The sequence below is a fragment of the Novacetimonas pomaceti genome (assembly GCF_003207955.1).
Taxonomy (GTDB): domain Bacteria; phylum Pseudomonadota; class Alphaproteobacteria; order Acetobacterales; family Acetobacteraceae; genus Novacetimonas; species Novacetimonas pomaceti.
The window spans coordinates 237,233-261,060 of sequence record NZ_NOXG01000002.1; the positions used below are offsets into that span (position 1 = coordinate 237,233).

The following is a 23,828-nucleotide window of genomic DNA, read 5'->3' on the forward strand; positions in this document are numbered from 1 at the left end:
TTTTCCAGACCCCCGATGCCGACGCGCGCCAAAAGGCTTCCCGGGCGCTGCCAGCCCGCCGGCCGCGCGGGGTTCATGCGCGGGGGGACGTGGGGCGCAGGCCCAGCCGGCGGCGTATCGCGGCGCTGACCCGGCCCATGTCGATCACCCCGGTCAGGTGCAGGCCCGTCGCGTATGTCGCCATCGCCGCCGTCATGACCGCGCCCAGCGTCAGCAGGCGCGCGGTGCCCCCCATTTCCATCATGTGACCCGCAGGCGTCAGCAGGCAGCACAGCATGACCACCACCCCCATGATGGCCGTGCAGGCGGACATCCGCGACAGGCGCGAAATCAGGCCATCGGTCACATGCATCGCGCCCGTGCGCAGCAGGACGATCCCCAGCACCATCATGTTGACGATGGCCGCAATGCTGCTGGCCAGCGGCGGGCCGACATGGGCCAGGGGGTGCATGAATATCAGGTTGAGCACGAGGTTGAGCGCCAGCGTCATCAGCCCGATCAGCACGGGGGTGCGGGTATCGCCGCGCGCGAAATATCCGGGCGACAGCACCTTGACCATCACGAAGGCCGGCAGCCCCAGCGCATAGGCCCGCAGCGACTGTCCCGACAGGACCGCGTCGCGGGCGGAAAATGACCCATGGCCGAACAGGGTCATCATTACCGGGTCCGCCACCAGGATCAGCCCCAGCGTGGCGGGCAGGGTCAGGATCAGCGCGTATTCGATGGCGCGGTTATGGACGGCATGGGCATCGGCCATCTCCCCCCGGGCAAGGTGGCGCGTCAGCACCGGCAGCAGGGTGGTGCCCGCCGCCGCCCCCAGCACCCCCAGCGGAAGCTGGTTCACGCGGTCGGCGAAATACATCAGCGACACGCTGCCTGTCGGCAGGAGGGTGGCGATGATGGTGTCGATCATCAGGTTGATCTGCGTGATGCCGCTTCCCAGCAGGCCGACGGCCATGCGCCCCAGCAGCATGCGGATGCGTGGCGTCACGCAGGGCATGACCGGGTGCAGCGTCATCCCCGCGCGATGCAGCGCGTACAGCAGGATGCCGAACTGTATGACGCCCGACGCCGTAACGCCCCACGCGGCGGCATGCGCCACGCCCCCCACATAGGGCGGCAGAAGCACGATGGCCGCGATTCCCACCACATTGAAGCTGACATAGGCGGCGGCGGCCACGCCGAAATGGTGCATGCCATTGAGCACCCCCGACACGAGTGCCGCCCCGCAGATCAGCACGAGATAGGGGAAGGTGATGCGGCTGAGCGAAATCGCAAGCGTGTCGCGCACGCCGTCATGGGCGAACCCCGGCGCCAGCAGGCGCAGCACGCCGGGCATGAAAACCTCCCCCCCCACCGTCAGCAGCGTAAGCCATGCGATCAGCACACTGAGGGTTTCATTGGCAAAGCGCCGCGCGGGGACGGGGCCTTCGGTCGCCAGCAGGGAGGAGAACAGGGGCACGAACGCCGCGTTCAGGGCGCCTTCGCCAAACAGGCGGCGGAACATGTTCGGCAGCCGGAAAGCGATCTGGTAGGCATCCTGGACCGGCCCCACCCCGATCAGTGCCGCAAGCAGCTGGTCGCGCACAAGCCCCAGCACGCGGCTGAGCATGGTCCAGCCGCCAACCGTCAGGAAGCCCCTAAGCACTTCCGCTCCCCTGCCGGGCGACGTTGGGTGATGGCATCAGTGGTCCATGACGGCGCGTTCGACCGCCATGCGGACGCGACGCGATTCGGGCGAGGTGATGGAGGCGAACCAGTTCACCAGCGCGCCGTCGCGCCCGATCAGGTATTTGTAGAAATTCCATCGCGGCCGCGCCAGGAACCCGCCCTCCCGCGCGAGCCAGCGGAACAGCGGCACCGCCTGCGGGCCACGCACATGGCATTTCGCCGCCAGCGGGAAGGTGACATGATAGTTACGTTCGCAGAACGTAGCGATCTGCTGCGCGTCGCCGGGTTCCTGCGCGCCGAAATCGTTCGACGGCACGCCCAGCACCATCAGGTCATGGCTGCGCCATGTGGTCCACAGTCCCTGCAACCCCTCGTACTGGGGGGTAAAGCCGCATTTCGAAGCCGTGTTGACGATCAGGATGGGCTTCCCACGCCATGTGGAAAGGTCGATCGGGGTTCCGTTCAGGGCAGGCAGCGTGAAATCGTACGCACAGGTCATGGAAATCGCTCGGGCTTTGGAAACGGGTATGGTCTGGCCGTCATGGCTTTGGCCGTCGGCCTGTCGGGGATAGGCGAATATTCATCCGGCGCAGTCAAGGGCCGACCGGTGGGATCGGCGGGGTTTTGTATGAACATGATGTAACAGGGGGCGCATGCCGGTCATGTGCGTCGGATATATGTCATGCCTGATGACGGGCGAACTCCTGCCCCACGGGACGGTTCAGCAGGCGCGCCCGCGCATCCGACAGGTCGATCGTCCCCTCCAGCAGAAGTGCGACGGTCTCGATGACCGGGACGGACACGCCGTGCGCGCGCGCCAGTTCCAGCAGCGCCGGGGCCGTGGTCACGCCCTCGATCACGCCATTGCCGCGCGTCATGATGGACGCCAGCGATTCCCCGCGTCCCAGCGCCAGCCCCAGCGTCTGGTTGCGTGACGCGCCACCCGTGCATGTCAGGATCAGGTCCCCGATCCCCGCAAGACCCGACAGCGTTTCCGCCCGCCCGCCAAGGGCATGGGACAGGCGGCCCAGTTCGGCGATGCTGCGCGTCATCAGGGCCGCGCGGGCATTTTCGCCCATGCCCGCGCCGATCGTGGCGCCGGCGGCGATGGCGATGACATTCTTGGCCGCGCCGCCGACCTGCACGCCGGTGGGATCGTCGCTGGCGTAAAGGCGAAAGGATGGAGTGGTCAGCAGGTCGCCCAGCGCGCGTGCGCGCACGGCGCTGTCGCACGCCAGGACGGCGGCGGCGGGCAGGCCGGCTGCGATTTCATGGGCGAAATTCGGGCCGGACAGCACGCCATGCGCCACCGTAGGATGGACCTGCGCCATGATTTGCGTCGGCAGCAGGCAGGTCGACAGTTCCACCCCCTTGCAGCATGCGATCATCGGCGCGACGGGGGGCACCCGCGCGCAGATATCGCGCAGGTGCTGGGTGGGCACGGCGAACAGGATCGCATCGGCGCGTTCGGGCATGTCCGCGCTGAGCGTGATGCGTTCGGGCAGGGAGGCATCCGGCAGGCGGGGCAGGGTGCGTCGCGATGACAGGGTTTCGCGACGCCGCGCCCACAGATGCACCCGTGCCCCCGCGCGCGCCGCCTGTATTGCCAGCGCGATTCCCCATGCTCCCGCGCCGATGATGGCGATACGTGCGCTGCCCATGGCCGGACTGCTCCTCGACGGTGGTGGATGGAATGTCGTAATGGCATGCGCCCGAAGGGGTAACCCATGCAAGGGGAGATGCCCCGGTTGCGGAATGCCGGGGATGAGGGACGCCGCGTCGGAAAGTCCCCGGTCGGGCTGAAAACACCTGCTTGGATAAAATTATAAAAGTTTTTGGGTGTCGCCTTTTTTTCAAAAAGGCGACGTCTTTCAAAGCTTTTTGCAAAAAGCTTTGCCAAAAACTTTTATGATTTTCAGGATGTTGCGCGGTGTGCGCCGTTCAGGTCCCGGCCTGCGGCGCGGCAAGGCGCGCGGCCATTTCCCCCAGCGGCCAGCGCGGGCGGGGGCGCAGGGCGATGTCGTCGGGAATCGGCAGGCCCCGCGCCACGGCTTCGCGCATGGTCTCGATCGCCGCCCACGCCACCATGACCGCGTTGTCCGTGCACAGCCGCAGCGGCGGCGCGGCGAAGGGCAGGCCGCGTGCATGCGCGATGTCCGTCAGGCGGGCGCGCAGGACGGTATTGGCGGCAACGCCGCCGGCCGCCACCAGCCCGCGCGCGTCGGGCATCATGTCCAGCGCATGGCCGATTCGGTCGGCCACGATGTCGCTGACCGCAAGCTGGAAACTGGCGGCGAGTCCCGCCGCCACGCCATGCGGGAGCGCGTCGCGGTCATAGGGGGCAAGCTTCTGCGCCACCGCCGTCTTCAGGCCCGAAAAGGAAAAATCGCATCCCGCCCGCCCCATCAGCGGACGCGGCAGGGCAAAGGCGGCGGGATCGCCTTCCCGCGCCAGGGCTTCGACCGCCGGGCCACCGGGCCAGCCAAGGCCCAGCATCTTCGCCACCTTGTCGAAGGCTTCGCCCGCCGCATCGTCGATCGTCCCGCCCAGCCTGCGGTAACGGCCCACGCCCTCCACCGCGATGCACTGGCAGTGGCCGCCGGACACCAGCAGCAGCAGGTAGGGAAAGGGCGCGCCATCGGGGGCAATCCCCGGCAGGCGCGCCGTCAGGGCATGGGCCTCGATATGGTTGACGGCGATGAAGGGACGCTCCAGCGCGATCGCCAGCCCCTTTGCGAAATTCGCGCCGACGATCAGCCCGCCAATCAGACCGGGGCCACAGCTTGCGGCCACCGCGCCGATATCGCCGGGCCGCATGCCTGCGCGCGCCAGCACGTCGCGCACCAGCGCGGGCAGGGCGCCAAGGTGGGCGCGGGCCGCGATTTCGGGCACGACCCCACCGAATGGCACATGTCCGGATTGCGATAATGTCGCCTCTGCCATGATCGTCCCGTCGGCCCCGACAATGGCGCAGGCCGTGTCATCGCACGAAGATTCAATCGCCAGGACGGGTGACGGCAGGTCGGGAATGGGGGCTGGGCGCAGGCTCATCGTGCAAAATACAGTCCGTTTGGGGCGAATGTCATCTTTCCTTTATCGCGAGGGGGTAATAGACACGCGATATGGATTTCGCAAAGTCTTCCGCCCCTGCTCCATCGTCCGCGCTGCAGAAAGTCGCGGCCGAGGCCGCTGCACGCCAGCGAAAGGACACCACCCGCGCCGAACCGCATCGCCGGCAGCTGCCGCTGAAGGTGGGGACGCGCGCGTCCCCGCTCGCGCTGGTGCAGACGCGCGCCTTCCTGACCGTGCTGACGCGTTTCTGTCCGGTCCTGCGCGACATGGGCGCGTTCCAGGAACACCAGATCAGCACCACCGGCGATCAGGTCCAGAACCGCAAGCTGGCGGAGATCGGGGGCAAGGGCCTGTTCGCCAAGGAAATCCACGAGGCATTGCTCGACGGGCGCATTGATTTCGCGGTCCACAGCCTCAAGGACCTTGAAACGACGCTGCCGCCGGGTCTGGTGCTGGCCTGCACCCTGCGGCGCGAGGATGCGCGCGATGTCCTGATCCTTGGTCCCGACTGCGCGACTCCCGACCCGATGGATCCGTATTCCGCCCTGCCCGAAGGCGCGCTGGTGGGGTGTGCCTCCGTCCGGCGGCAGGCGCAGATGCTGCATGTGCGTCCCGACCTGAAATTCGGCCTGCTGCGCGGCAATGTGCAGACGCGCCTCGACAAGCTGGCGGCGCGGCAGTGCGACGCGACGCTGCTGGCGCTGGCGGGGCTGCGTCGCCTGGGGATGGAGGACCGCGCGGACGTGATCCTTGACCCAACCATCATGGTCCCCGCCGCCGGGCAGGGGATCGTTGGCGTGACGGTGCGCGAAAGCGATATCGAACTGCGCGAGCTTCTGGCCGCGATCGAGGATTACGAGGCGCGGGCCGTCGCGACGGCCGAACGCGCGCTGCTGGCCGAACTGGACGGGTCGTGCCGTACGCCGATCGGCGGGTATGCCCGGCTGATCCCGGTGGTCGCCGGGGGCGCGCCGGAACTGCACCTGACGGGGCTTGTGGCGCGCGAGGACGGCTCCTTCCTGCTCAAGCGTTCCATCAGCGGCGCACCGTCCGATGCCGCGCGACTGGGCCGCGCGCTGGGGCGCAGCCTGCGGGCCGACAGCCCGGCGGACATCTTTGTCGAATAGGGAACACCCGACACACGATACGCCCGCCCGTCCCGCAGGGGGACGGGTGGCGGTGCTGGTGACCCGGCCCCCGCCGGGACTTGCCGAAACGATGGAGGCGGTGGGGGCGCGGGGCTGGTTGCCGGTGGCGTCACCGATGCTCGATATCGCGGCGCTTCCCCTGCTTTTCGCCCCTGCGCCACGGCCCCAGGCCATCATTCTGACCAGCGGGCAGGCGGTGGGGGCCATTGCGCGTCCCGACCTGCTGGATGTTCCGTGCTATGCCGTGGGGGCGGCCACGGCCCGTCGCGCGCGCGACGCCGGGTTTGCCCATGTGGAAATGGCCGATGAAGGCACCGCCGACGGGCTGGGCCGGATGGTGGCGCATGACCTGTCCCCCGCCGCGGGCGCGCTGCTGCTGGCGGTGGGGCGGGGATATGGCATGGAACTGGCCGGGATGCTGCGCGATGCCGGGTTCCGGGTTCAGCGGCGCAGTGTCTATCGCGTGATGGCGCGCGGACGTCTGCCTGCGCGGATCGCCTCGATGATCGGCGGCCGGGCCGACGCGGTCATGTTCTTTTCCCCCCGTACGGCGCAGGCGTTCATGGCGGCCCTGACCGCGTCGCAGCGTGCGATGCTGCGGCAGGTGCGGGCCATCGTCATTTCCGAGCGCACGGCAGCGGTGCTGGAAATGGGGGAATGGAGGTCGGTCGGGGTCGCGTCCACCCCCGACAGCGCGGGCATGCTGGCGTGCCTGGGGAACGGGCCGCTGGGGCCGGTGGCATGAAAAAGGCCCGGCGGGGTTTCCGTCGGGCCTTGATCAATGGCAGTCCGGGGGGCTGGCGATCAGGCGTGACCCGCCGCCTGGGCGAAGGAATTGCGCTTTGACTGCCACAGCGCCACGAAGTCGATCGGCTGGAGCACGATGGGCGGGAAGCCGCCGTCGCGGGTGACGTCGCAGATGATGGCGCGCACGAACGGGAAGATGAAGCGCGGCACCTCGACCATCAGCATCGGTTCGACCATGGCGTCGGGCGCGGCGACAAGCGTTGCGATCGCGGCGTAGCTCAGCTCCGCGATGAACAGGGTGCGGCCCGCCGTCCCGTCCTGCGTGGCGGCAGGCAGCTTTGCCTCGATCTTGGTGGTCAGGGTCACCTCATAGATCGGCTGGTCCTGCTGGAGACGGTTGGCCTGCGTGTCGATGTCGATCGAAATGGTCGGCGCGGCACCCTGCATGAGCTGGAAGATCGCCGCGCCACCCGGCACCTCGAACGACAGGTCCTTGATGTACTGGTGGTTGATGTTCAGCGCCATCGGGGGGGCGGGCTGTGCCTGCGGTTCCTCGTCGTCCTTCGGAAGGATGGAAGGCGTGTCGGTCATGTGGATCTGTATTCCCTGAAAACGCAAATAGAAGAAAAAAACGTCTTTCCAGCCGGTAGCATGCCTCCGCGCGTTCGCCAACCATATCGCGCGACGGGGCAATTGCCGCGATATGTACATTAAACGCCATGGTCGCATTGTCTTGGGATCAGGCGTTGCCTATGTTTGCCTAAGAATTTTTCAGCGGGACGGGGCAACCCGTCCGACGGTATGGACAGGCGGCATGGATTTTTTATTTGGGCATTTCCCCCTCGACCTGGTGTTTCTGGGGCTCGTCGCCGCTTTCCTGGTGCTCCGCCTGAGAAGCATCCTTGGAAAGCGCGTCGGCGTCGAACCCGCCCCGCAGCCGGTGCAGCCCGCCGCCCCTGTCGCGCCGGTGATCGAGGGGAAGGCCGAACCCGTCCCGCCCGCGACGACCTATGACATTCCCACCCCCGATACGCGCGTGGGGCAGGTGCTGGCCGCGATCGCACAGCGTCAGCCCGGTTTTTCGCCCGATACTTTCATCCGGGAGGCCGAGGCCGCCTTCCGCCAGATCGTGCAGGCCTATGCCGCGGGCGATATCCAGACCCTGCGCCAGCGCCTGACCGACAGCACGTTCACCACGTTCGAGGCCGCGATCATGTCGCGCCAGCAGGCGCATGAAACCCTGCGCAGCGAAATCCGTGACATTACCGACATGGCGATCGTGGATGCCGAACTTGTCGAGGATGCGAGCCTGCCCTATGCCCGGATCGAGGTCCGGATCGTTTCGGACCAGATCAGCGTGACGCTGGACCAGAATGGCCAGCCGGTGGCTGGCGTTGATGCCGTGACGGAGTTTTCCGACCTCTGGACCTTCGAGCGGATTCTGGATGGTGCGACACCGGCGACGCAATGGCGCCTTGGCGCCAGCCGCAGTGCCTGAACCCGACCCGTACAACCCCCATGAGCGTGATTTCCCCATAGTGATTACAAAGCGTCTTTCCGCCGTTGCATCGGTCCTGCTGCTGTGCGCCTGCCATAACATTGCTCCCCGGCTTGATCATCAGTCTTCCGCCGATCACAGGTTCCCCGCCCGGACAAAGGCCGTGTCCTTTGCGAAGATCCCGGGCTGGAACGACGATGACGCGACCCAGGCCCTGTCCGTCTTCGCCGGGGAATGCCACCGGCTGGGGGCGCTGCCTGCGGACAGCGCGCTTGGCGATGACACGGGCGGCATGGGCACCCATGTCGGGGACTGGCTGCCGGCCTGTGCCGCCGCGCGCGCGGTGGCACCCGATAACAGTGCCGCCGCCCGCAATTTCTTTCAGACATGGTTCCAGCCGTACCGCATCGGGACGGCGGATCGTCAGGGCACGCTGTTCACCGGCTATTACGAGCCGGAAATCCGTGGCTCCCTGAAGCGCGGGGGGATTTACCAGACCCCGGTCTATCGCCGCCCCGCCGACCTGCAGCGCGTCCGCGACGCACAGGGGCACATGCAGATCGGACGCTGGAAGGGCAAGAAATTCGTGCCCTATCCCACCCGCGCGCAGATCGACGATGGTGCCCTGGCGCGCCACAGGCTGGAGCTTCTGTGGGTTGCCGATCCGGTGGACCTGTTCTTCATGCAGGTGCAGGGGGCGGGGCGCGTGCGCCTGCCGAATGAAAAGGTCGTCCGCCTCAGGTTCGACGGGCATAACGGACAGCCCTATGTGCCGCTGGGCCAGATCATGGTGCAGAAGGGCTATCTCCAGCAGGGGCAGGTCAGTTTCCAGGCGATTCGCGGCTGGCTGGAAACCCATCGCGACGAGGCGCGCGCGGTGATGGAGCAGAACCCGAATTATGTCTTCTTTACCGAACTGGCTTCCGCCTCCGCTGATGTCGGGGCGCCGGGGGCGCTGGGCGTGGCCCTGACGCCGGGCCGTTCGCTGGCGGTCGACCGGCATGTCATCCCGCTGGGTGCGCCGGTCTGGATCGATACGTCCGTCAGCACTTCGGGCCATCTGGAAGCGTGGAAGCGTCTGGGCTTCGCGCAGGACCTTGGCAAGGATGTCAGGGGCGCCGGACGGGCGGACCTGTATCTCGGCTGGGGGCCTGAGGCGGCGCAGGACGCGGCGGAGCAGCATTCGGTGGGCCAGATGACCGTGCTGCTGCCCCGTCCGGTGGCCCGGCAGGACAAGGTAGCGAAAGACGGCAAGGACGACGGGTCCTGACCGTCCGTCAGTGATCGTGCGAAAAAAGAGTAGAAAGCCATGGCTGGGCGGTCCACCACCACGGCGGGCGGTCCGCAAGGGGCCGCGCCGCCACGTACCGTGCGTTATCGTGAAGGGCCGCATCAGCTGGTGCGCGGCGACTGCCTGAAGGTATTGCGCCGCATGCCGGCGGAAAGCGTCGATGTCGTGGTGACCTCGCCGCCGTACAATATCGGCCTGCGCTACAGCACCTATAATGATACGCTGGACGAACAGGGGTATCTGGACTGGATGATGGCGGTCGCGCGGCAGGTCCGACGCGTGATGAAACCCGATGCGTCGTTCTTTCTCAACATCGCCGGGTCCTCGGCCCAGCCATGGCTGCCGTTTGAACTGATGGTGCGGCTGCGCGCCCTGTTCGCGCTGCAGAACCATATCAGCTGGGTGAAGTCGATTTCGATCGGGACGGAGACGTTCGGTCATTTCAAGCCGGTCAACAGCCACCGCTACCTGCATCGCAACCACGAACATCTTTTCCACCTGACGCGCTCGGGGGACGTGAACCTGCGGCGGCTTGATGTCGGCGTGCCCTATATGGACAAGTCGAACATCGCGCGGCGCGGCCATCGGCAGGACCGGCGATGCCGTGGCGATACATGGTTCGTCCCGTATGAAACGGTGCAGGGCAAGGCGCAGAAATACAACCATCCGGGCACATTCCCCGTCAGCCTGCCGCAGATGTGCATACGCCTGCATGGCCGTCCCGACGCGGTGGTGCTTGACCCGTTCATGGGGACCGGCACCACCATTGTCGCCGCCCTGCGGGAGGGGGCGCGTGGAATCGGGATCGACCTGGACAGCGGATATGTCGATATCGCGCGTGAACGGGTGCGCGCGGCCCTGCGCGAAAGCGGGGCATGAGTCGCGACGCGGCCCGCGTTATCGAACTTTCCACTCGTTTTCATTGAAATGATTATTTTGACAAATGCTTTGCCGATCGGTCAGAACAGCCCCTGAACACTGACGGGGGGAACAAGAGGACATGTCGGTACGAAAGGCGATTCTGGGACTTATGGCCGCAGGTGGCGTGGCATATGGTGGTGTCGTGGCCTATCTGACGCATTTCGATCACGAAACGGCCCCCGCGCCGGCATCGGCCGATGTGGATGCGGTTTCCGCCACCGCGCTGAATGTCATCCGCGAGGCGCGCTGTGATTACTGTCACGCGGCCAAGGTGGAACTGCCGTTCTATTTCAAGGTGCCTGTCGCCAACCAGCTGATGAGCAGCGACCGCGATCAGGGCCTGCGCCATTTCCGGGTCGAACCCGTGATCGAGGCCCTGCAGACCGGCAAGGTCCCCGGCGAGGAAGCCCTTGCCCGGATCGAGGAAGTCGTGCGCCAGAACCGCATGCCCCCGTCGCTTTACCTGCTGATGCACTGGCATGCCCATATGTCGGCCGCGCAGCGCGATGCCGTCCTGGCATGGATCGCGCAGGAACGGCGTGAGCATTACATGACGCCGGGCGTTGCCGAGCGCTTTGTCGCCGAACCGGTGCAGCCGGTGCCCGAATCCATACCTGTCGATGCGAACAAGGTCGCGCTGGGCCAGCGCCTGTTCTTTGAAAAGAAACTGTCGGAGAACGGGGAGCTGAACTGCGCCAGCTGCCACAGCCTCCAGCACGCGGGCATGGATGGCCTTGTGACGGCGACGGGCATCTATGGGCAGAAGGGGCCGATCAACGATCCCACCGTCTTTAACGCCGCCCTGAACAAGAGCCAGTTCTGGAACGGGCGCGCGGCGACCCTGGCCGATCAGGCGGCCGGCCCGGTCATGAACCCGCTGGAAATGGGATCGCATGACTGGGGCAGTGTCGCGGACCGCCTGCGTTCGGACCCGACCTATGTCGCGGATTTCCAGACCGCCTTTGGCAGCCCGGATATCAACCAGGACACGATTACCGCCGCGATCGCCGAATTCGAAAAGACCCTGCTGACCCCCGACAGCCGGTTTGACCAGTATCTGAAGGGGGATGATACCGCCCTCAATACGCAGGAAAAACATGGCTATGAACTGTTCAAGAGCATCGGGTGTTCGGGCTGTCATACCGGCGCGTCCATGGGCGGACAGGCGTTCGAGGTCATGGGGCTGGAGGGGAATTACTTCGCCGCGCGTGGCGGTGCCCTGACCGATGCGGACAAGGGACGTTTTACCGTGACCCACCAGCAGCAGGACATGGAACGTTTCAAGGTGCCGAACCTGCGCAACGTCGCCCTGACCGCGCCCTATTTCCACGATGGCAGCGTCAAGACGCTGGATGGCGCGGTGCGTGACATGGCGCGGTACCAGACGCCGGATCACGACATTTCCGATCAGGATGTCGCCGATATCGTCGCCTTCCTCAATACGCTGACGGGCAAGTACCAGGGACAGACCCTGACGCTGGGCCAGTAAGGCGTATTTCGGAACAACATGCTGGGAAAGTGGCAGAAGTTTTTTGAAGGCGGCGTTCTTTTGAAGCTTTTTGCAAAAAAGCTTCACCAAAAACTTCTTCATGATTACAGGGCAGCGTCCCCGGTTCCGGCGCGTTTCCGGCTCAACCCCGCCACATCATGTGGCGGGGTTTTCTCATGCGGATATTACCCGCCGTCATGATAAGGGATGGCAATAGGACTATGCTTTGTTACAGGCCGCACGCTACCCTGTCGTGAGGCACTGTTTTTCGCGAAACGGGACCAGCACTAAGGGGAAGGGCGATAAACGTGCGGCGGCGTCGGACACTCAATCAGGACGAGCAGGCGCTGTGGGCGGCCTTTACACAGGACATTTCCCCGCTGCGCCATGCCCGGGCAGCGCGTCCCGCCACCCCACGCGCGGCCCCCGCCGAAAAACCCGCGCAGGCGGCAGGACCGCCAGCACCATCAGTGTCGATGGATGATATCCGCCGCCTTGCCGCGCCGGGGCTGCATCACCACGCCCCTTCCCACGGCAGGACGGAACATGACCGTGGCAGCGCGATTGAAATCGGGGTGAGGCGGCCTGGTCTGGATGACACAAGCTGGCGCGGGCTGGTCAGTGGGCGGCTGCGTCCGCAGCGACGGCTGGACCTGCATGGACAGATCGCGCAGACGGCCTTTCATCGCCTGCATGCGTTCCTGCTTCAGGCGCGTGCCGACAATGTGCGCTGCGTGGAAATCATTACCGGGCTTGGCAGCGGGGCCAATGGCGGCATCCTGCGGCGCGAACTTCCGCTGTGGCTGGGGCGGGCGGACATGCGGCGCTTCATCCTGGCAGTGGTGCATCCGCATGCCGCCAATCAGGGCGCGGTGCGCGTCCTGCTGCGGCGTCAGTCGCGGCGGTAGGCGTCCGTCATCCCATCCGCCAGTCCGGCAGGTGGGTCGCCAGCCAGCGCCGCAGCGCCATGACGGACGTGACATCGCCTGCCATCTGCCGGAAGGGTTCGGCGCATGCCGACCCGCTCACCAGCCTGCGTCCCGTCTCGCTGGCCATTGCGCGGATGTCCGCGCTGTCGATGGCGATGTCCGTGGCGTGGCGCCATTCCGCCACAAGGGCGGGCGGCGTCAGCATCGGCAGCACCAGCGCGATGTCGAGGGAGGCGGCGCCGGCCAGCGCCGTCCACGCGGAATAGAGCAGGGAGGACGCGGCGGAACGGTTTTCACGCAGTAGCACGTCATGCATGCATGGCACATGCGGCGTGCCGGCGTCCGGCGGCATGTTGTCCATCAGGGAAAACAGCGCGGGATAGCCATCCCTCGCCAGTGCCGCGATCGCGTCGCGTGTTTCGGGCGATCCCAGCGGGTCGAGGATCTGTATGACATCGACCTGATTGTCGCGCAGGGCGCCGACGGCGTCCTTCACGCTTGCCAGTCCCGGGACCGGAATGGGACGCAGGCCGAAAAGCGTCATGCCCAGCACGGTCGGCAGCTCTATCCCCGTCAGGGTGGAGACCGCGATGCGCACCGGGCGGTCGCGCATGAAGTTTTCGAGGTTGTGGTGTAACTGCGCGCGGCCGATCACGACCGGCGACAGCAGGCTGAAGAACAGCGGCAGCCAGCGCGTGTAATCGAAATGGATGCGTGGTTCCCCCGACAGGGCCGCCACCAGCGCCGCCCCCGGAACCGCCAGCGCGGTGGTGCCGTCGGGCGGCGTCTGGGTATCGAACAGGTTGGCCGCCGTGACGCCATCCTGTCCCACCGTCATCCGGGTTGAAACGTTCTGTGCCTGGATGAAGCCATGTTCCAGCGCGGGCGCCAGCAGCCCGCCCCATCGCCCGGCCATGCTGCCCCTGTCCCCGCCCAGCAGCAGCTGCGGATTGCTGACGGACTGTGCCTGTACCGGCATCCGCTTTACCGGCAGTTCCGAAGCCCCCGCCCGCGCGCCCAGCGCCATGCCCGCAAGGGGAATGGCGCCCATCAGGAAATTCCGGCGTCGCATCGCCCACCCGTCCGCGCGCGCGCGGCGGACGCGACATTGGGATGGCGGATCCTCGGGAGGGGGTGGGGACAAGTCGTGGCTACTCCGCCGGCTGGGGGTTCAAGGGGATGCTCGCCGCGCATTGCGGCAGCCGTGCGGCCAATTTAGGGCCAGCGCACCTCAGGGGGAAGACTCATCAGTATCGCTTCGGTATTTCCGCCGGTTTTCAGCCCGAACAGGGTGCCGCGGTCATGCAGCAGGTTGAATTCCACGTAACGCCCCCGCCGGACCAGCTGGGCCTCGCGCTGGGCGGGGGTCCATGGCTCCATCATGCGGTTGCGCACGATGTCGGGGTAGGTTTCCAGAAAGCCAAGTCCCACATCGCGGGTAAAGGCGAAATCGGCCTCGGCATCGCCGCTGTGCAGGCGGTCATAGAAAATCCCGCCAAGCCCGCGCGGTTCGTTGCGATGGGGCAGGTGGAAATACCGGTCGCACCAGTCGCGAAAGCGCGGATAATATTCGGGGTCGTGCTTTTCGCAGGCCAGCCGGAACCCGTCATGAAAGCGCCGGGCATCGGCAATGGCTTCGGCGCTGTCGGGAAACATCGGCGTGATGTCGCCGCCGCCGCCGAACCACCCTTCGGTGGTGATGATCATGCGCGTGTTGAAATGCGCCGCAGGGACCAGCGGGCTGCACATATGGGCGACAAGGCTGATGCCCGTCGCAAAGAAGCGCGGGTCTTCGGACGCGCCTGGGATGCTGTGGCGGAATTCCGGGCTGAAGGTCCCCGATACGGTGGAGACATTGACCCCCACCTTTTCAAATACCCGGCCGCGCATCAGGCCGATGACGCCGCCGCCGCCAGACGACCCGTCCTCGTTCGTGCGCTGCCACGGGGTGCGCTCGAAACGTCCCGGCGCGGTGCGATCGCCAAGCACGGGGGAACCGGCGCGCGCGGCTTCGTCCTCGATCTGTTCAAAGGCGGCGCAGATGCGGTCGCGCAGGCTTTCGAACCATGTGCGGGCCGCCTCTTTCATGGCGTCGTGGGCAAGAGGAGGGCTGGGGCTGGTCATTCGTGTCATTCTTCAGGTCTGGTCCGTGATTGGGTATGGGTGCCTGTTTGTCCTTTCGATTGCAAGACGGCTCGTGCCGCCGCTAGGAAAAGGCAACGGGGGCGGCTATGTTCGGCGCCGGATGAACGCAGGCGGCCATGCCTGCTGCCGACACGGACATGACCGGATCACCATGTTGCATATTCGCGCCTGTAATGAAGCCTGAAGCCTTTACGATACGGTCATCGCGCCCCGAAGCACCTGGAAAAGGTCCCGGCGCATTCGCGACCGGCGCGCTTGTCGCCTGCCTTGCGCTGGCGGGTGTTGCCGGTGGCCTGCCGGGCGTCGCCCGCGCCCAGTCGCCCACGCCCGTCCCCCGCCATTCATGGAGCTTCACGGGACCGCTGGGCCATTTCGACATGGCGGCGGTGCAACGTGGCTATGCCGTTTATGACCAGGTCTGCGCCTCGTGCCATGGCATGACGGCGGTGACCTATGGCGATCTTGGCGGCATGGGCCTGACGGAGGAGCAGGTGGGCCGCATCGCCCATGCCCATCATGTCCGCGCCGGGACCGACGCCACGGGCAAGCCGGTTTCGCGGCCCGCGACGTCGGATGACCATCTCCTTTCGCCCTATGCCTCGCCCGCGGCGGCTGTCGCCGCCAATCACGGCGCCCGCCCGCCGGACCAGTCGCGCCTTGCGGTGGTCTATCCGGGGGGCGTGGATCGCATGCGCGCCCTTCTGCTGGGATACGGGCAGTCCCCGCCCCCCGGGACGCAGGTGCCCGAAGGCAGTTTCTACAACCCCTATGCCGTCAACGGGCTGATCGCCATGCCGCCGCTGCTGCATGATGGCGGCGTGACCTATGCGGACGGCACGTCGCCCACGGCGGCGCAGCAGGCCGATGATGTCGTGACCTTCCTTGCCTGGGTGGCGCAGCCCCATCTGGAGGAACGCCATCGCACGGGGGTGCGTGTCATCGCCTTCCTGCTTGTGCTGCTTGTCCTTACCTTTTGTCTGAAACGGAGAATATGGTCCGATGTCCACTGAACCCGCCCCCAAGTCCGAGGTGATCGAGCCTGTCATCGGCCTGATCGGAGGATCCGGCCTCTATGATATCGAGGGCCTGGAAGACAAGGAATGGCGCACGGTCGAAACCCCGTGGGGGAAGCCGTCGGACCAGCTGCTGTTCGGGCGGCTGGATGGCGTGCGCTGCGTTTTCCTGCCGCGTCACGGGCGCGGGCATCCGCTGCCGCCGACACGGCTGAACTATCGCGCCAACATCGACGCGCTGAAGCGTTCTGGCGTGACCGACATCGTCTCCCTCTCCGCCGTGGGATCGCTGAAGGAGGAACTGCCGCCCGGTCATTTCGTGGTCATCGATCAGTTCATCGACCGTTCCTTCGCGCGGGAAAAGACGTTTTTCGACAGCGGATGCGTCGCGCATGTCAGCATGGCCGACCCGCTGTGCCCGCGCATCGGTGACGTGCTGGAGGGGGAATGCCGGACGCTGGGGCTGGATGTCACGCGCGGTGGCACGTACCTCGTGATGGAAGGGCCGCAGTTTTCCACCCGCGCGGAAAGCAACCTGTACCGCTCCTGGGGATGTTCGGTCGTGGGCATGACGAACATGCCCGAAGCCAAGCTCGCCCGCGAGGCGGAGATCTGTTACGCCACCGTCGCGATGGTCACCGATTACGACTGCTGGCATGACGCCCATGACAGCGTGACGGTCGATGCGGTGGTCAAGGTGATGCAGGAAAACTCCAGCCGTGCCCGCGCGCTGGTCCGTGCCGTGATCCCGCAGCTGGGCAAGCCGCGCGGCCCGTGTCACGCCGGATGCGACCGCGCGCTGGAACATGCCATCATTACTGCCCCCGATCGCCGCGATCCCGCACTGCTGGCGAAGCTGGATGCGATCGCGGGCCGGGTGCTGTCCCCGCGTTGAACGCGCTGTTTGAATAAGGCGACCCTGATAATGCCCTGGAATTGTAAAAGTTTTTGGTGAAGCTTTTTTCAAAAAGCTTCGAAGAACGTCGCCTTTTTGAAAAAAGGCGACACCCAAAAACTTTTATTTTTATCAAGGAGTTATTTTTAGACATTCTCTGAATGAATGTCTTTCGATCAAGGGCGCGCGTTGCGCGCCCCTTGATCGAAAGGGTCATGGCAGTGCCGGGCGAATGCCCGCCTGCAGGCGGGATGGCACGAGTCGCGTCGCCCCGCCCCGCCATAAGGTCAGCGTCCTGTCAGAGCCAGTGTTCGAAGAAGCTGAGCGAGCGCTGCATCGCCAGTGTCGCCGCCGCCTCGTTATAGCTGGCACGGTCGGTGCAGCCGAAACCGTGGTCCGCGCCTTCATAGACGAAGATTTCGATATCCTCATGCGCATCGCGGATGGCATCGATGTCCGTGGGCGGGATATGCGCGTCCTCCGCGCCAAAGTGCAGCTGCACCGGGCAGTTGGGCGTCAGCGCGCGTTCGGCGGCGATCCCGCCGCCATACCATCCCACCGCGGCGGCGAAGTCGGTGGTGCGGCATGCGGCCTCCCACGCCAGCGTGCCACCCCAGCAGAAGCCCATGATCCCCTTCTTTTCCGTCGTAAGCCCCTCTGCCGCCGCACTCAGGTCCAGCAGGGTCTTTTCCAGCGGAACCTGCGCGCGCAGGTCCAGCCCTTCCTTCATTCCCTCCGGGGTATAGGGAAGGATCGCATCGCGCCGCACGCGGTCGAAAATGGCGGGCGCGATGACCTGGTAACCATTGCTGGCCAGATGGTCGCAGACCGCGCGGATATAGGGGGTGATGCCGAATATTTCCTGCACCACCACCACCGCGCGCGGGGCGTCCGGCCGTCCGGCGCGATAGGCGGAAAACTGATGCCTGTCCGCGGCGGACAGGGTGATGATCGATCCCATGTATGTCTCCCCCCTGATTCCTGGGTTGTTGTTTGTGTTGAGGTAACGATCCTGTCGTTATCGTCGCGTGGATGTACCTATATCACATCCGTTCCGCTCTCCGACACATGGTCTCCTCACGGACGTTATCCCCGCCCGTGTCATCCCATGGATGGGGCCGGGAACATGCAGGGGACGTGTTGGCGCCATGCAATGGCCGGGTGACTGGCGTGGCGCGGAGGACGGGCGCGCAATGTCCGGTTAACCGTTTGATGGACAAGTGATATTTTCGCAATGAACGGGCTGGCATGAACTGCCGGCCATGGGGGATGGAAACTTGCGCCGGAATCTCCGTGTCGTCCCTTGACACCAAAAAGGGGGCTTCCTATCTGCTCTCTAGCACTCTCATGAGGGGAGTGCTAACGCGATGCGGCCTGGCGCGCGCGCCAAACCGGTGGCGTTGCTTAATTCAAGGGCGTTACCTTTTTTAGATTATGGAGCGATCCATCCAATGACGAAATTTCGTCCCCTGCATGACCGTGTGGTTGTCCGTCGCCTGAAGAGCGAGGAGAAGACGGCTGGTGGGATCATCATCCCCGAGACCGCCAAGGAAAAGCCGATGGAAGGCGAGGTTATCTCGGTCGGGCCGGGTGCCCGTAACGAGCAGGGCCAGATTGTCGCCCTCGACGTCAAGGCTGGTGACCGCGTGCTGTTCGGCAAGTGGTCCGGCACCGAAGTGACGATCGATGGTGAGGAACTGCTCATCATGAAGGAAAGCGACATCATGGGCGTTGTCGCCTGATCCTTTCGCGCTTTCCTTCTGTCCGATCAATTTAACCTTTCCTACTGGAGAAACTGAAAATGGCTGCCAAGGACGTAAAGTTCGGCGATGAAGCACGTCGGCGCATGCTGCGTGGCGTTGATATCCTGGCCGATGCGGTCAAGGTGACGCTGGGTCCGAAGGGACGTAACGTTGTCCTCGACAAGAGCTTTGGCGCACCGCGCATCACCAAGGACGGTGTGTCGGTCGCCAAGGAAATCGAACTGGCTGACAAGTTCGAGAACATGGGCGCGCAGATGGTGCGCGAAGTCGCCAGCAAGACCAACGACATCGCCGGTGACGGCACGACCACCGCGACCGTCCTGGCGCAGGCGATCGTGCGCGAAGGTGCCAAGGCGGTTGCCGCCGGCATGAACCCGATGGACCTCAAGCGCGGCATCGACAAGGCTGTCGGCGCGGTTGTCGAGGAACTGAAGAAGAACACCAAGAAGATCACCACCCCCGCCGAAACGGCGCAGGTCGGCACGATTTCCGCCAACGGCGAAAAGGAAATCGGGGAAATGATCTCGCAGGCCATGCAGAAGGTCGGCAGCGAGGGCGTGATCACCGTCGAGGAAGCGAAGGGCCTGCACACCGAACTCGACGTTGTCGAGGGCATGCAGTTCGACCGCGGCTACATCTCGCCGTATTTCGTGACCAACGCGGAAAAGATGACCGTCGATCTGGATAACCCCTACATCCTGATCCATGAAAAGAAGCTGTCGTCGCTGCAGCCGATGCTGCCGCTGCTTGAGGCGGTCGTGCAGTCGGGCCGTCCGCTGCTGATCATCGCCGAGGACGTCGATGGCGAGGCGCTGGCGACCCTGGTGGTCAACAAGCTGCGTGGCGGCCTGAAGATCGCCGCGGTGAAGGCTCCGGGCTTTGGCGACCGTCGCAAGGCGATGCTTGAAGACATCGCGATCCTGACCGGCGGCCAGGTCATCAGCGAAGATCTGGGCATCAAGCTCGAAAGCGTCACGCTGAACATGCTGGGCACCGCCAAGAAGGTGCACATCGACAAGGAAAACACCACGATCGTCGAGGGTGCGGGCGAAGGCGAGGCCATCAAGGGCCGCTGCAGCCAGATCCGCGCGCAGATCGAGGAAACCACCTCCGACTACGACCGTGAAAAGCTGCAGGAACGTCTTGCGAAGCTGGCCGGTGGTGTCGCGGTGATCCGCGTCGGTGGTTCGACCGAAATCGAGGTGAAGGAACGCAAGGACCGTGTCGATGACGCGCTGCATGCGACCCGCGCCGCGGTTGAGGAAGGCATCGTTCCGGGTGGTGGCACGGCACTGGCGCGTGCGTCCACGACGCTGGGTCACCTGCACTTCCACAATGACGACCAGCGCGTCGGCGCGGACATCATCCGCAAGGCCCTGCAGGCCCCGCTGCGCCAGATCGCCCACAACGCGGGCGAAGATGGTGCGGTCATCGCCGGCAAGGTGCTGGAGAACGACAGCTATCCGTTCGGCTTCGATGCGCAGGAAGGCACCTACAAGGATCTGGTCGCCGCCGGCATCATCGATCCGATGAAGGTCGTGCGCACCGCCCTTCAGGACGCGGCGTCGGTTGCCGGCCTGCTGATCACCACCGAAGCGATGGTGGCGGAACGGCCGGAGAAGAAGGCGCCCGCGATGCCCGAAGGTGGCATGGGCGGCATGGGTGGCATGGGCGGAATGGATTTCTGATCCACTCCACCACGGAAAAAGTGGGGGCGCGGTTTCCGGCCGGGACCGTTCCTCCATTTTCCGGGCCCCGCGGCAACGCGAAAAAGGGGAAGGCGGCATGTCCGTCTTCCCCTTTTTTTATGTTTACAAGCATTTTTTAAAAGATGCGATTTGACAAGGGGCAGCTATTCATGCTGCCCCTATAGGCAGCACGAACGACGTGAAATCCGACTGGGTGTTTTTCCGGATGCCCTGTTTTTTTCATGACCGTAAAGGCAAGAGCCCGAATTCCCGGTATTGGGACCGGCAAAGAGGCGCAGGAGAGTATATCGGCTATGGCAACCGGAAAAGTTAAGTGGTTCAACGCGACCAAGGGTTTTGGTTTCATTATGCCTGACGATGGTGGCAAGGACGTTTTCGTGCACATCACCGCAGTGCAGGCAGCTGGTCTGCGTGGTCTGGATGAGAACCAGCCCGTCAGCTACGACATCACGATGGAACGTGGCAAGGCGGCGGCAAGCAACCTCAAGCCGCTCTAGGCCCTGACAGGCTGCCGAAGGATCACGTTGGCGGGACGCCGTGCGTTCCGTCACCGGTTTGCAGAAACCGGGTGATTTCCCGCACCGCATGGGCCAGTCCCATGCGGTGGACGGCCACGCCCGCCGGAAAGGCGGACAGCAGGCGCGACGGGGTGCGCCGGTCCAGCAGGACAAAGACCCCACGATCGCTTTCGCTGCGGATCAGCCGGCCAAAGGCCTGGCGCAGCCGCAGGCGCGCGATGCGGTCATCGTACCGCGATGGTGCCCCGCCCGACAGATGGATGCGTCGTTCGCGATGCAGGATATCGGGACGCGGCCATGGCACCCGTTCAAACACAACCAGACGCAGCGCCTGTCCGGGCACGTCCACGCCGTCACGCATGGCGTCGGTCCCCAGCAGGCATGAATTGCGTTCGCTGCGGAAAATATCGACCAGTGTGGCATTGTCCATCGGATCGACATGCTGGGCATAAAGCGGCAGGCCCGCCGCCTCCAGCGGTCCGGCCAGGCGCGCATGCACGTCGCGCAGTCGTGATATCGCCGTGAAAAGCCCCAGCCCCCCACCGCCCGAAGCCTCGAACAGGGTGCGGTACGCCCCCGCCAGCGAGGCCGGATCGTCATGGGCGACATCGGTTATGATGAAGGCGCGGCTCTGCCTGCGGTAATCGAACGGACTGGCGAGCGAGGCGCGCAGCGCCGGCATGGGCAGGTGCGTGACGCCGGATCGGGCCTCGGCGGCTTCCCATGCGCGTTCGGCTTCGTCCTCGTCCTCGCTGCCATTTTCATCGCGCAGGGTGGCCGATGTCACCAGCAGCCCGTGCGCGGGCGCGGCCAGTACGGCGGAAAACGGGATGGTCGGGTCCAGCCAGTGACGGTAAAGCCCGACATCGCGTTCGCCCGGCCGCTGTCCCTCGCGCCGGTCAAGGCGGATGAAATCGATATATTGCGGCGTATCCCCCGGTTCGGACGACCTGCCGTCGCCAACGGCGCCCAGCATGGCGATCCATCCATCCACGCGTGCCAGCGCGCGTTTGCGGATGGATCGGATCGCGGCCTCGATACGTTCGCGCGACACGCTGTCGAGCATGTCGGCATCATCTTCCAGCCGTTCCCCAAGGCGATCGACCAGCGTGCGCAGCGGCGTGGACAGGCGCTGCAACGCGCGCGCCAGCGTCCGCGCGGCTTCGGTCAGGGGGGCAGGGACGGGGTGGAGGTCGCATTCCACCGTGCCGCGCTGCGGGCCGCCGGGGGCGCCATGGGTCCGGGCCAGCGCCTGCTGGCGCAGCAGGTGGAGCAGGGCCTCCGTCGGATTCGACAGCACCGGCTCGACCGGTTCCGCCGCCGTTTCGATCAGTTCGCCCTGCGGCGGCGGGGCGTCGGGTTCAGGCGGCGGCGCGTCCTGCGCGTCGGCAGGGTGGGCATCGGTAGGGCGGACGTCGGCAAGGCGGGCGGACCATCCGGGGGCGGGCAGGGCATGGGCGGCCAGCAGGGCGGCGTCCAGCGGGGTTTCCAAATGCGGCATGCCGACCACGAGGTCGTCGAGCCGCCTTTTCAGCCCGCGCGCGCGCGACCGCGCCCCTTCGGCGCCCAGCAGCCAGCGACGCAGTTCCGCCGCCTCCAGCCCCGACAGTTCGGTGGAAAATGCGCTGTCGGCGGCATCCATCAGGTGATGCCCCTCGTCAAAGACATAGCGCGTGGGGATATTGTCCTCGCTGCCGGTGCCCGCGCCGTCCAGGGCGTGCCAGGCGGCCTGCGACATCACAAGGGCATGGTTGGCGATGACAAGGTCGGCCGTCCGGGCGCGGCGGATCGAATGTTCCACGAAACAGCGCTGGTAATGCGGGCAGGCGCCATGGATGCATTCGCCCCGCCGGTCCGCGATCCCGGCCAGAAGCCCGCGCCCGAACAGGTCGCCGAACCATCCCGGCAGGTCCCCCCCCGAAAGGTCGCCATCGGCGCTGGCCGTGGCCCAGCGCGCGATCAGGCACAGCCCGATCATCGCCCCTGCGGCATTGCTTCCCCGCGACAGCGCGATGTTGACCGATTCCTCCATGTTGAGGAGGCAGAGGTAATTTTCCCGTCCCTTGCGGATCACCACGTGTTCGCGCCGGATGGCGGGTTCGGGATAAAGGCGCGACAGTTCCGATTCGATCTGCCGCTGGAGGTGACGGGTATAGGTGCTGATCCATACGGCGGCGTCATTGCGCCGCGCCCACACGCTGGAGGGCGCGATATAGCCCAGCGTCTTGCCCGTGCCTGTCCCTGCCTCCGCCAGGACCATGTGCGGGGCGCCGCGCCTGTCGCGCGGGGCAAAGGCGGCGGTGGCGACATCGGCGAAATCCGCCTGTCCCGCGCGGGTCTGCGCATCGGGACCAAGGATCTCGCTCAGCCGGGCGCGAGCTTCCGCCGGGGTGACGGGATGGGGGCCGGGGGGCGGACGCGGGGCGGCTTCCTCCCACTTCGGCAGGGTGCGCCAGACCCGGATCGCGTCGTTGGGCTGCAGGTCCTCGGGGGGGATGGCCGTGCCGACGCCAAGCGCGTGGCATACGCTGTCGCCCCACGCCCAGCCCATCTGGCGCATCCTGAACGCCAGCGCGGCCATCATGGGGCCATCCGCGCCGTGGCGCTGGCGTGCGATCCGGCCCAGCAGGTCGTCGGCCATGTCCAGCAGCAGGTCGGCTTCGGCGTTTTCAATCCGGGCGAGGGGAAAATCCAGCGCCCGGCCCAGTCCGCGCACGGTTGGCGGGACCGTCCGCGCGGGCATGGCGAACGCGAACAGTTCCAGCAGATCCAGCCACGGGGTCGGCTGCCCCGGCGGTGGCAGGTCGAGGCGACGCGCGGTGGCGGGGGCATGGATCACGACCGGCGCGGGCCAGTCGCGCAGTTCGCGCCGCACGTCGGCGGGCGACAGCGACAGGATTTCCCCATCCGGCGTCAGGACCGAACAGGCGCCATGTCTGGCAATCAGGGCAGGCGCGGTATCCGGCAGGGACGGGGGGGCTGTCATGATGGTGAACATATAGGGCACATGGCCCGCGAT

The 23,828-nt window shown here is 65.7% G+C and carries 21 protein-coding genes; 12 read left to right on the top strand and 9 right to left on the bottom strand.

Annotated elements, in window-relative coordinates:
* Positions 1-73: 73 nt before the first annotated feature.
* The 4 genes from murJ to tsaD form a co-directional block, all read right to left on the bottom strand.
* Positions 74-1,648, bottom strand: coding sequence for a murein biosynthesis integral membrane protein MurJ (gene murJ, locus CFR71_RS03430; RefSeq protein WP_110526984.1), 1,575 nt, complete (start codon positions 1,646-1,648; stop codon positions 74-76).
* A gap of 36 nt (positions 1,649-1,684) precedes the next feature.
* Positions 1,685-2,170, bottom strand: a complete 486-nt coding sequence (locus CFR71_RS03435; protein WP_110526988.1) for a glutathione peroxidase — start codon at positions 2,168-2,170, stop codon at positions 1,685-1,687.
* Positions 2,171-2,351: 181 nt separating this feature from the next.
* On the bottom strand, positions 2,352-3,332 hold the full coding sequence (locus CFR71_RS03440) for an NAD(P)H-dependent glycerol-3-phosphate dehydrogenase (protein WP_110526991.1): 981 nt from the start codon (positions 3,330-3,332) through the stop codon (positions 2,352-2,354).
* A gap of 280 nt (positions 3,333-3,612) precedes the next feature.
* A complete protein-coding gene (tsaD, locus tag CFR71_RS03445) occupies positions 3,613-4,722 on the bottom strand; it encodes a tRNA (adenosine(37)-N6)-threonylcarbamoyltransferase complex transferase subunit TsaD (protein WP_110526994.1) in 1,110 nt (369 codons plus the stop codon).
* A gap of 71 nt (positions 4,723-4,793) precedes the next feature.
* Between tsaD and hemC the strand changes: the two genes are divergently transcribed.
* Both hemC and CFR71_RS03455 read left to right on the top strand, forming a co-directional pair.
* Positions 4,794-5,870: a hydroxymethylbilane synthase gene (gene hemC, locus CFR71_RS03450; RefSeq protein WP_110526997.1), complete on the top strand. Its 1,077-nt coding sequence runs from the start codon at positions 4,794-4,796 to the stop codon at positions 5,868-5,870.
* Entirely contained in the window at positions 5,860-6,636 is a 777-nt protein-coding gene (locus CFR71_RS03455; protein ID WP_239020248.1) for a uroporphyrinogen-III synthase, read from the top strand. The genes hemC and CFR71_RS03455 overlap by 11 nt, the downstream gene beginning before the upstream one ends.
* Positions 6,637-6,695: 59 nt before the next feature.
* On the opposite strand, the gene secB is transcribed toward CFR71_RS03455, so the two are convergent.
* Positions 6,696-7,229: a protein-export chaperone SecB gene (secB, locus tag CFR71_RS03460; protein ID WP_110527002.1), complete on the bottom strand. Its 534-nt coding sequence runs from the start codon at positions 7,227-7,229 to the stop codon at positions 6,696-6,698.
* 223 nt (positions 7,230-7,452) lie between these two features.
* Between secB and CFR71_RS03465 the strand changes: the two genes are divergently transcribed.
* From CFR71_RS03465 to CFR71_RS03485, 5 genes are all read left to right on the top strand, one after another.
* Complete coding sequence (locus CFR71_RS03465; RefSeq protein WP_110527005.1) at positions 7,453-8,136, top strand: Tim44/TimA family putative adaptor protein; 684 nt, start codon at positions 7,453-7,455, stop codon at positions 8,134-8,136.
* 40 nt (positions 8,137-8,176) lie between these two features.
* Entirely contained in the window at positions 8,177-9,406 is a 1,230-nt protein-coding gene (gene mltA / locus CFR71_RS03470) for a murein transglycosylase A (protein WP_338065918.1), read from the top strand.
* A gap of 39 nt (positions 9,407-9,445) precedes the next feature.
* The gene (locus CFR71_RS03475; protein ID WP_110527011.1) at positions 9,446-10,306 is read left to right on the top strand and encodes a DNA-methyltransferase; all 861 of its coding nucleotides are present in this window, start codon (positions 9,446-9,448) and stop codon (positions 10,304-10,306) included.
* A 121-nt stretch (positions 10,307-10,427) separates the two neighbouring features.
* Positions 10,428-11,837, top strand: coding sequence for a cytochrome-c peroxidase (locus tag CFR71_RS03480; protein WP_110527014.1), 1,410 nt, complete (start codon positions 10,428-10,430; stop codon positions 11,835-11,837).
* 308 nt (positions 11,838-12,145) lie between these two features.
* Positions 12,146-12,745, top strand: coding sequence for a Smr/MutS family protein (locus tag CFR71_RS03485; protein ID WP_110527017.1), 600 nt, complete (start codon positions 12,146-12,148; stop codon positions 12,743-12,745).
* A gap of 7 nt (positions 12,746-12,752) precedes the next feature.
* Here the strand turns inward: CFR71_RS03485 and CFR71_RS03490 are convergent, their stop codons facing one another.
* Positions 12,753-13,910 (bottom strand): hypothetical protein, encoded by a 1,158-nt coding sequence (locus tag CFR71_RS03490; RefSeq protein ID WP_239020249.1) that lies wholly within the window; start codon positions 13,908-13,910, stop codon positions 12,753-12,755.
* 71 nt (positions 13,911-13,981) lie between these two features.
* Positions 13,982-14,890 carry an oxygen-dependent coproporphyrinogen oxidase gene (hemF, locus tag CFR71_RS03495; RefSeq protein WP_110527025.1) on the bottom strand — a complete coding sequence of 303 codons (909 nt, stop codon included), beginning with the start codon at positions 14,888-14,890 and terminating at the stop codon, positions 13,982-13,984.
* A 194-nt stretch (positions 14,891-15,084) separates the two neighbouring features.
* On the opposite strand from hemF, the gene CFR71_RS03500 reads away from it, so the two are divergent.
* Together CFR71_RS03500 and CFR71_RS03505 are read left to right on the top strand one after the other, a co-directional pair.
* Complete coding sequence (locus tag CFR71_RS03500) at positions 15,085-15,921, top strand: cytochrome c1 (RefSeq protein WP_110527028.1); 837 nt, start codon at positions 15,085-15,087, stop codon at positions 15,919-15,921.
* On the top strand, positions 15,911-16,819 hold the full coding sequence (locus tag CFR71_RS03505) for an S-methyl-5'-thioadenosine phosphorylase (protein WP_110527031.1): 909 nt from the start codon (positions 15,911-15,913) through the stop codon (positions 16,817-16,819). The genes CFR71_RS03500 and CFR71_RS03505 overlap by 11 nt, the downstream gene beginning before the upstream one ends.
* A gap of 298 nt (positions 16,820-17,117) precedes the next feature.
* Here the strand turns inward: CFR71_RS03505 and CFR71_RS03510 are convergent, their stop codons facing one another.
* Entirely contained in the window at positions 17,118-17,780 is a 663-nt protein-coding gene (locus tag CFR71_RS03510) for a dienelactone hydrolase family protein (RefSeq protein ID WP_110527034.1), read from the bottom strand.
* 490 nt (positions 17,781-18,270) lie between these two features.
* Here CFR71_RS03510 and CFR71_RS03515 point away from each other — a divergent pair, with 490 nt between their 5' ends.
* From CFR71_RS03515 to CFR71_RS03525, 3 genes are all read left to right on the top strand, one after another.
* On the top strand, positions 18,271-18,561 hold the full coding sequence (locus CFR71_RS03515) for a co-chaperone GroES (protein ID WP_110096383.1): 291 nt from the start codon (positions 18,271-18,273) through the stop codon (positions 18,559-18,561).
* A gap of 59 nt (positions 18,562-18,620) precedes the next feature.
* Positions 18,621-20,270 carry a chaperonin GroEL gene (gene groL / locus CFR71_RS03520; RefSeq protein WP_110527037.1) on the top strand — a complete coding sequence of 550 codons (1,650 nt, stop codon included), beginning with the start codon at positions 18,621-18,623 and terminating at the stop codon, positions 20,268-20,270.
* A gap of 314 nt (positions 20,271-20,584) precedes the next feature.
* Positions 20,585-20,788 carry a cold-shock protein gene (locus CFR71_RS03525; protein ID WP_110527040.1) on the top strand — a complete coding sequence of 68 codons (204 nt, stop codon included), beginning with the start codon at positions 20,585-20,587 and terminating at the stop codon, positions 20,786-20,788.
* A 22-nt stretch (positions 20,789-20,810) separates the two neighbouring features.
* Here CFR71_RS03525 and CFR71_RS03530 read toward each other — a convergent pair whose 3' ends face one another.
* On the bottom strand, positions 20,811-23,795 hold the full coding sequence (locus CFR71_RS03530) for an ATP-dependent DNA helicase (RefSeq protein ID WP_110527566.1): 2,985 nt from the start codon (positions 23,793-23,795) through the stop codon (positions 20,811-20,813).
* Positions 23,796-23,828: the final 33 nt, after the last annotated feature.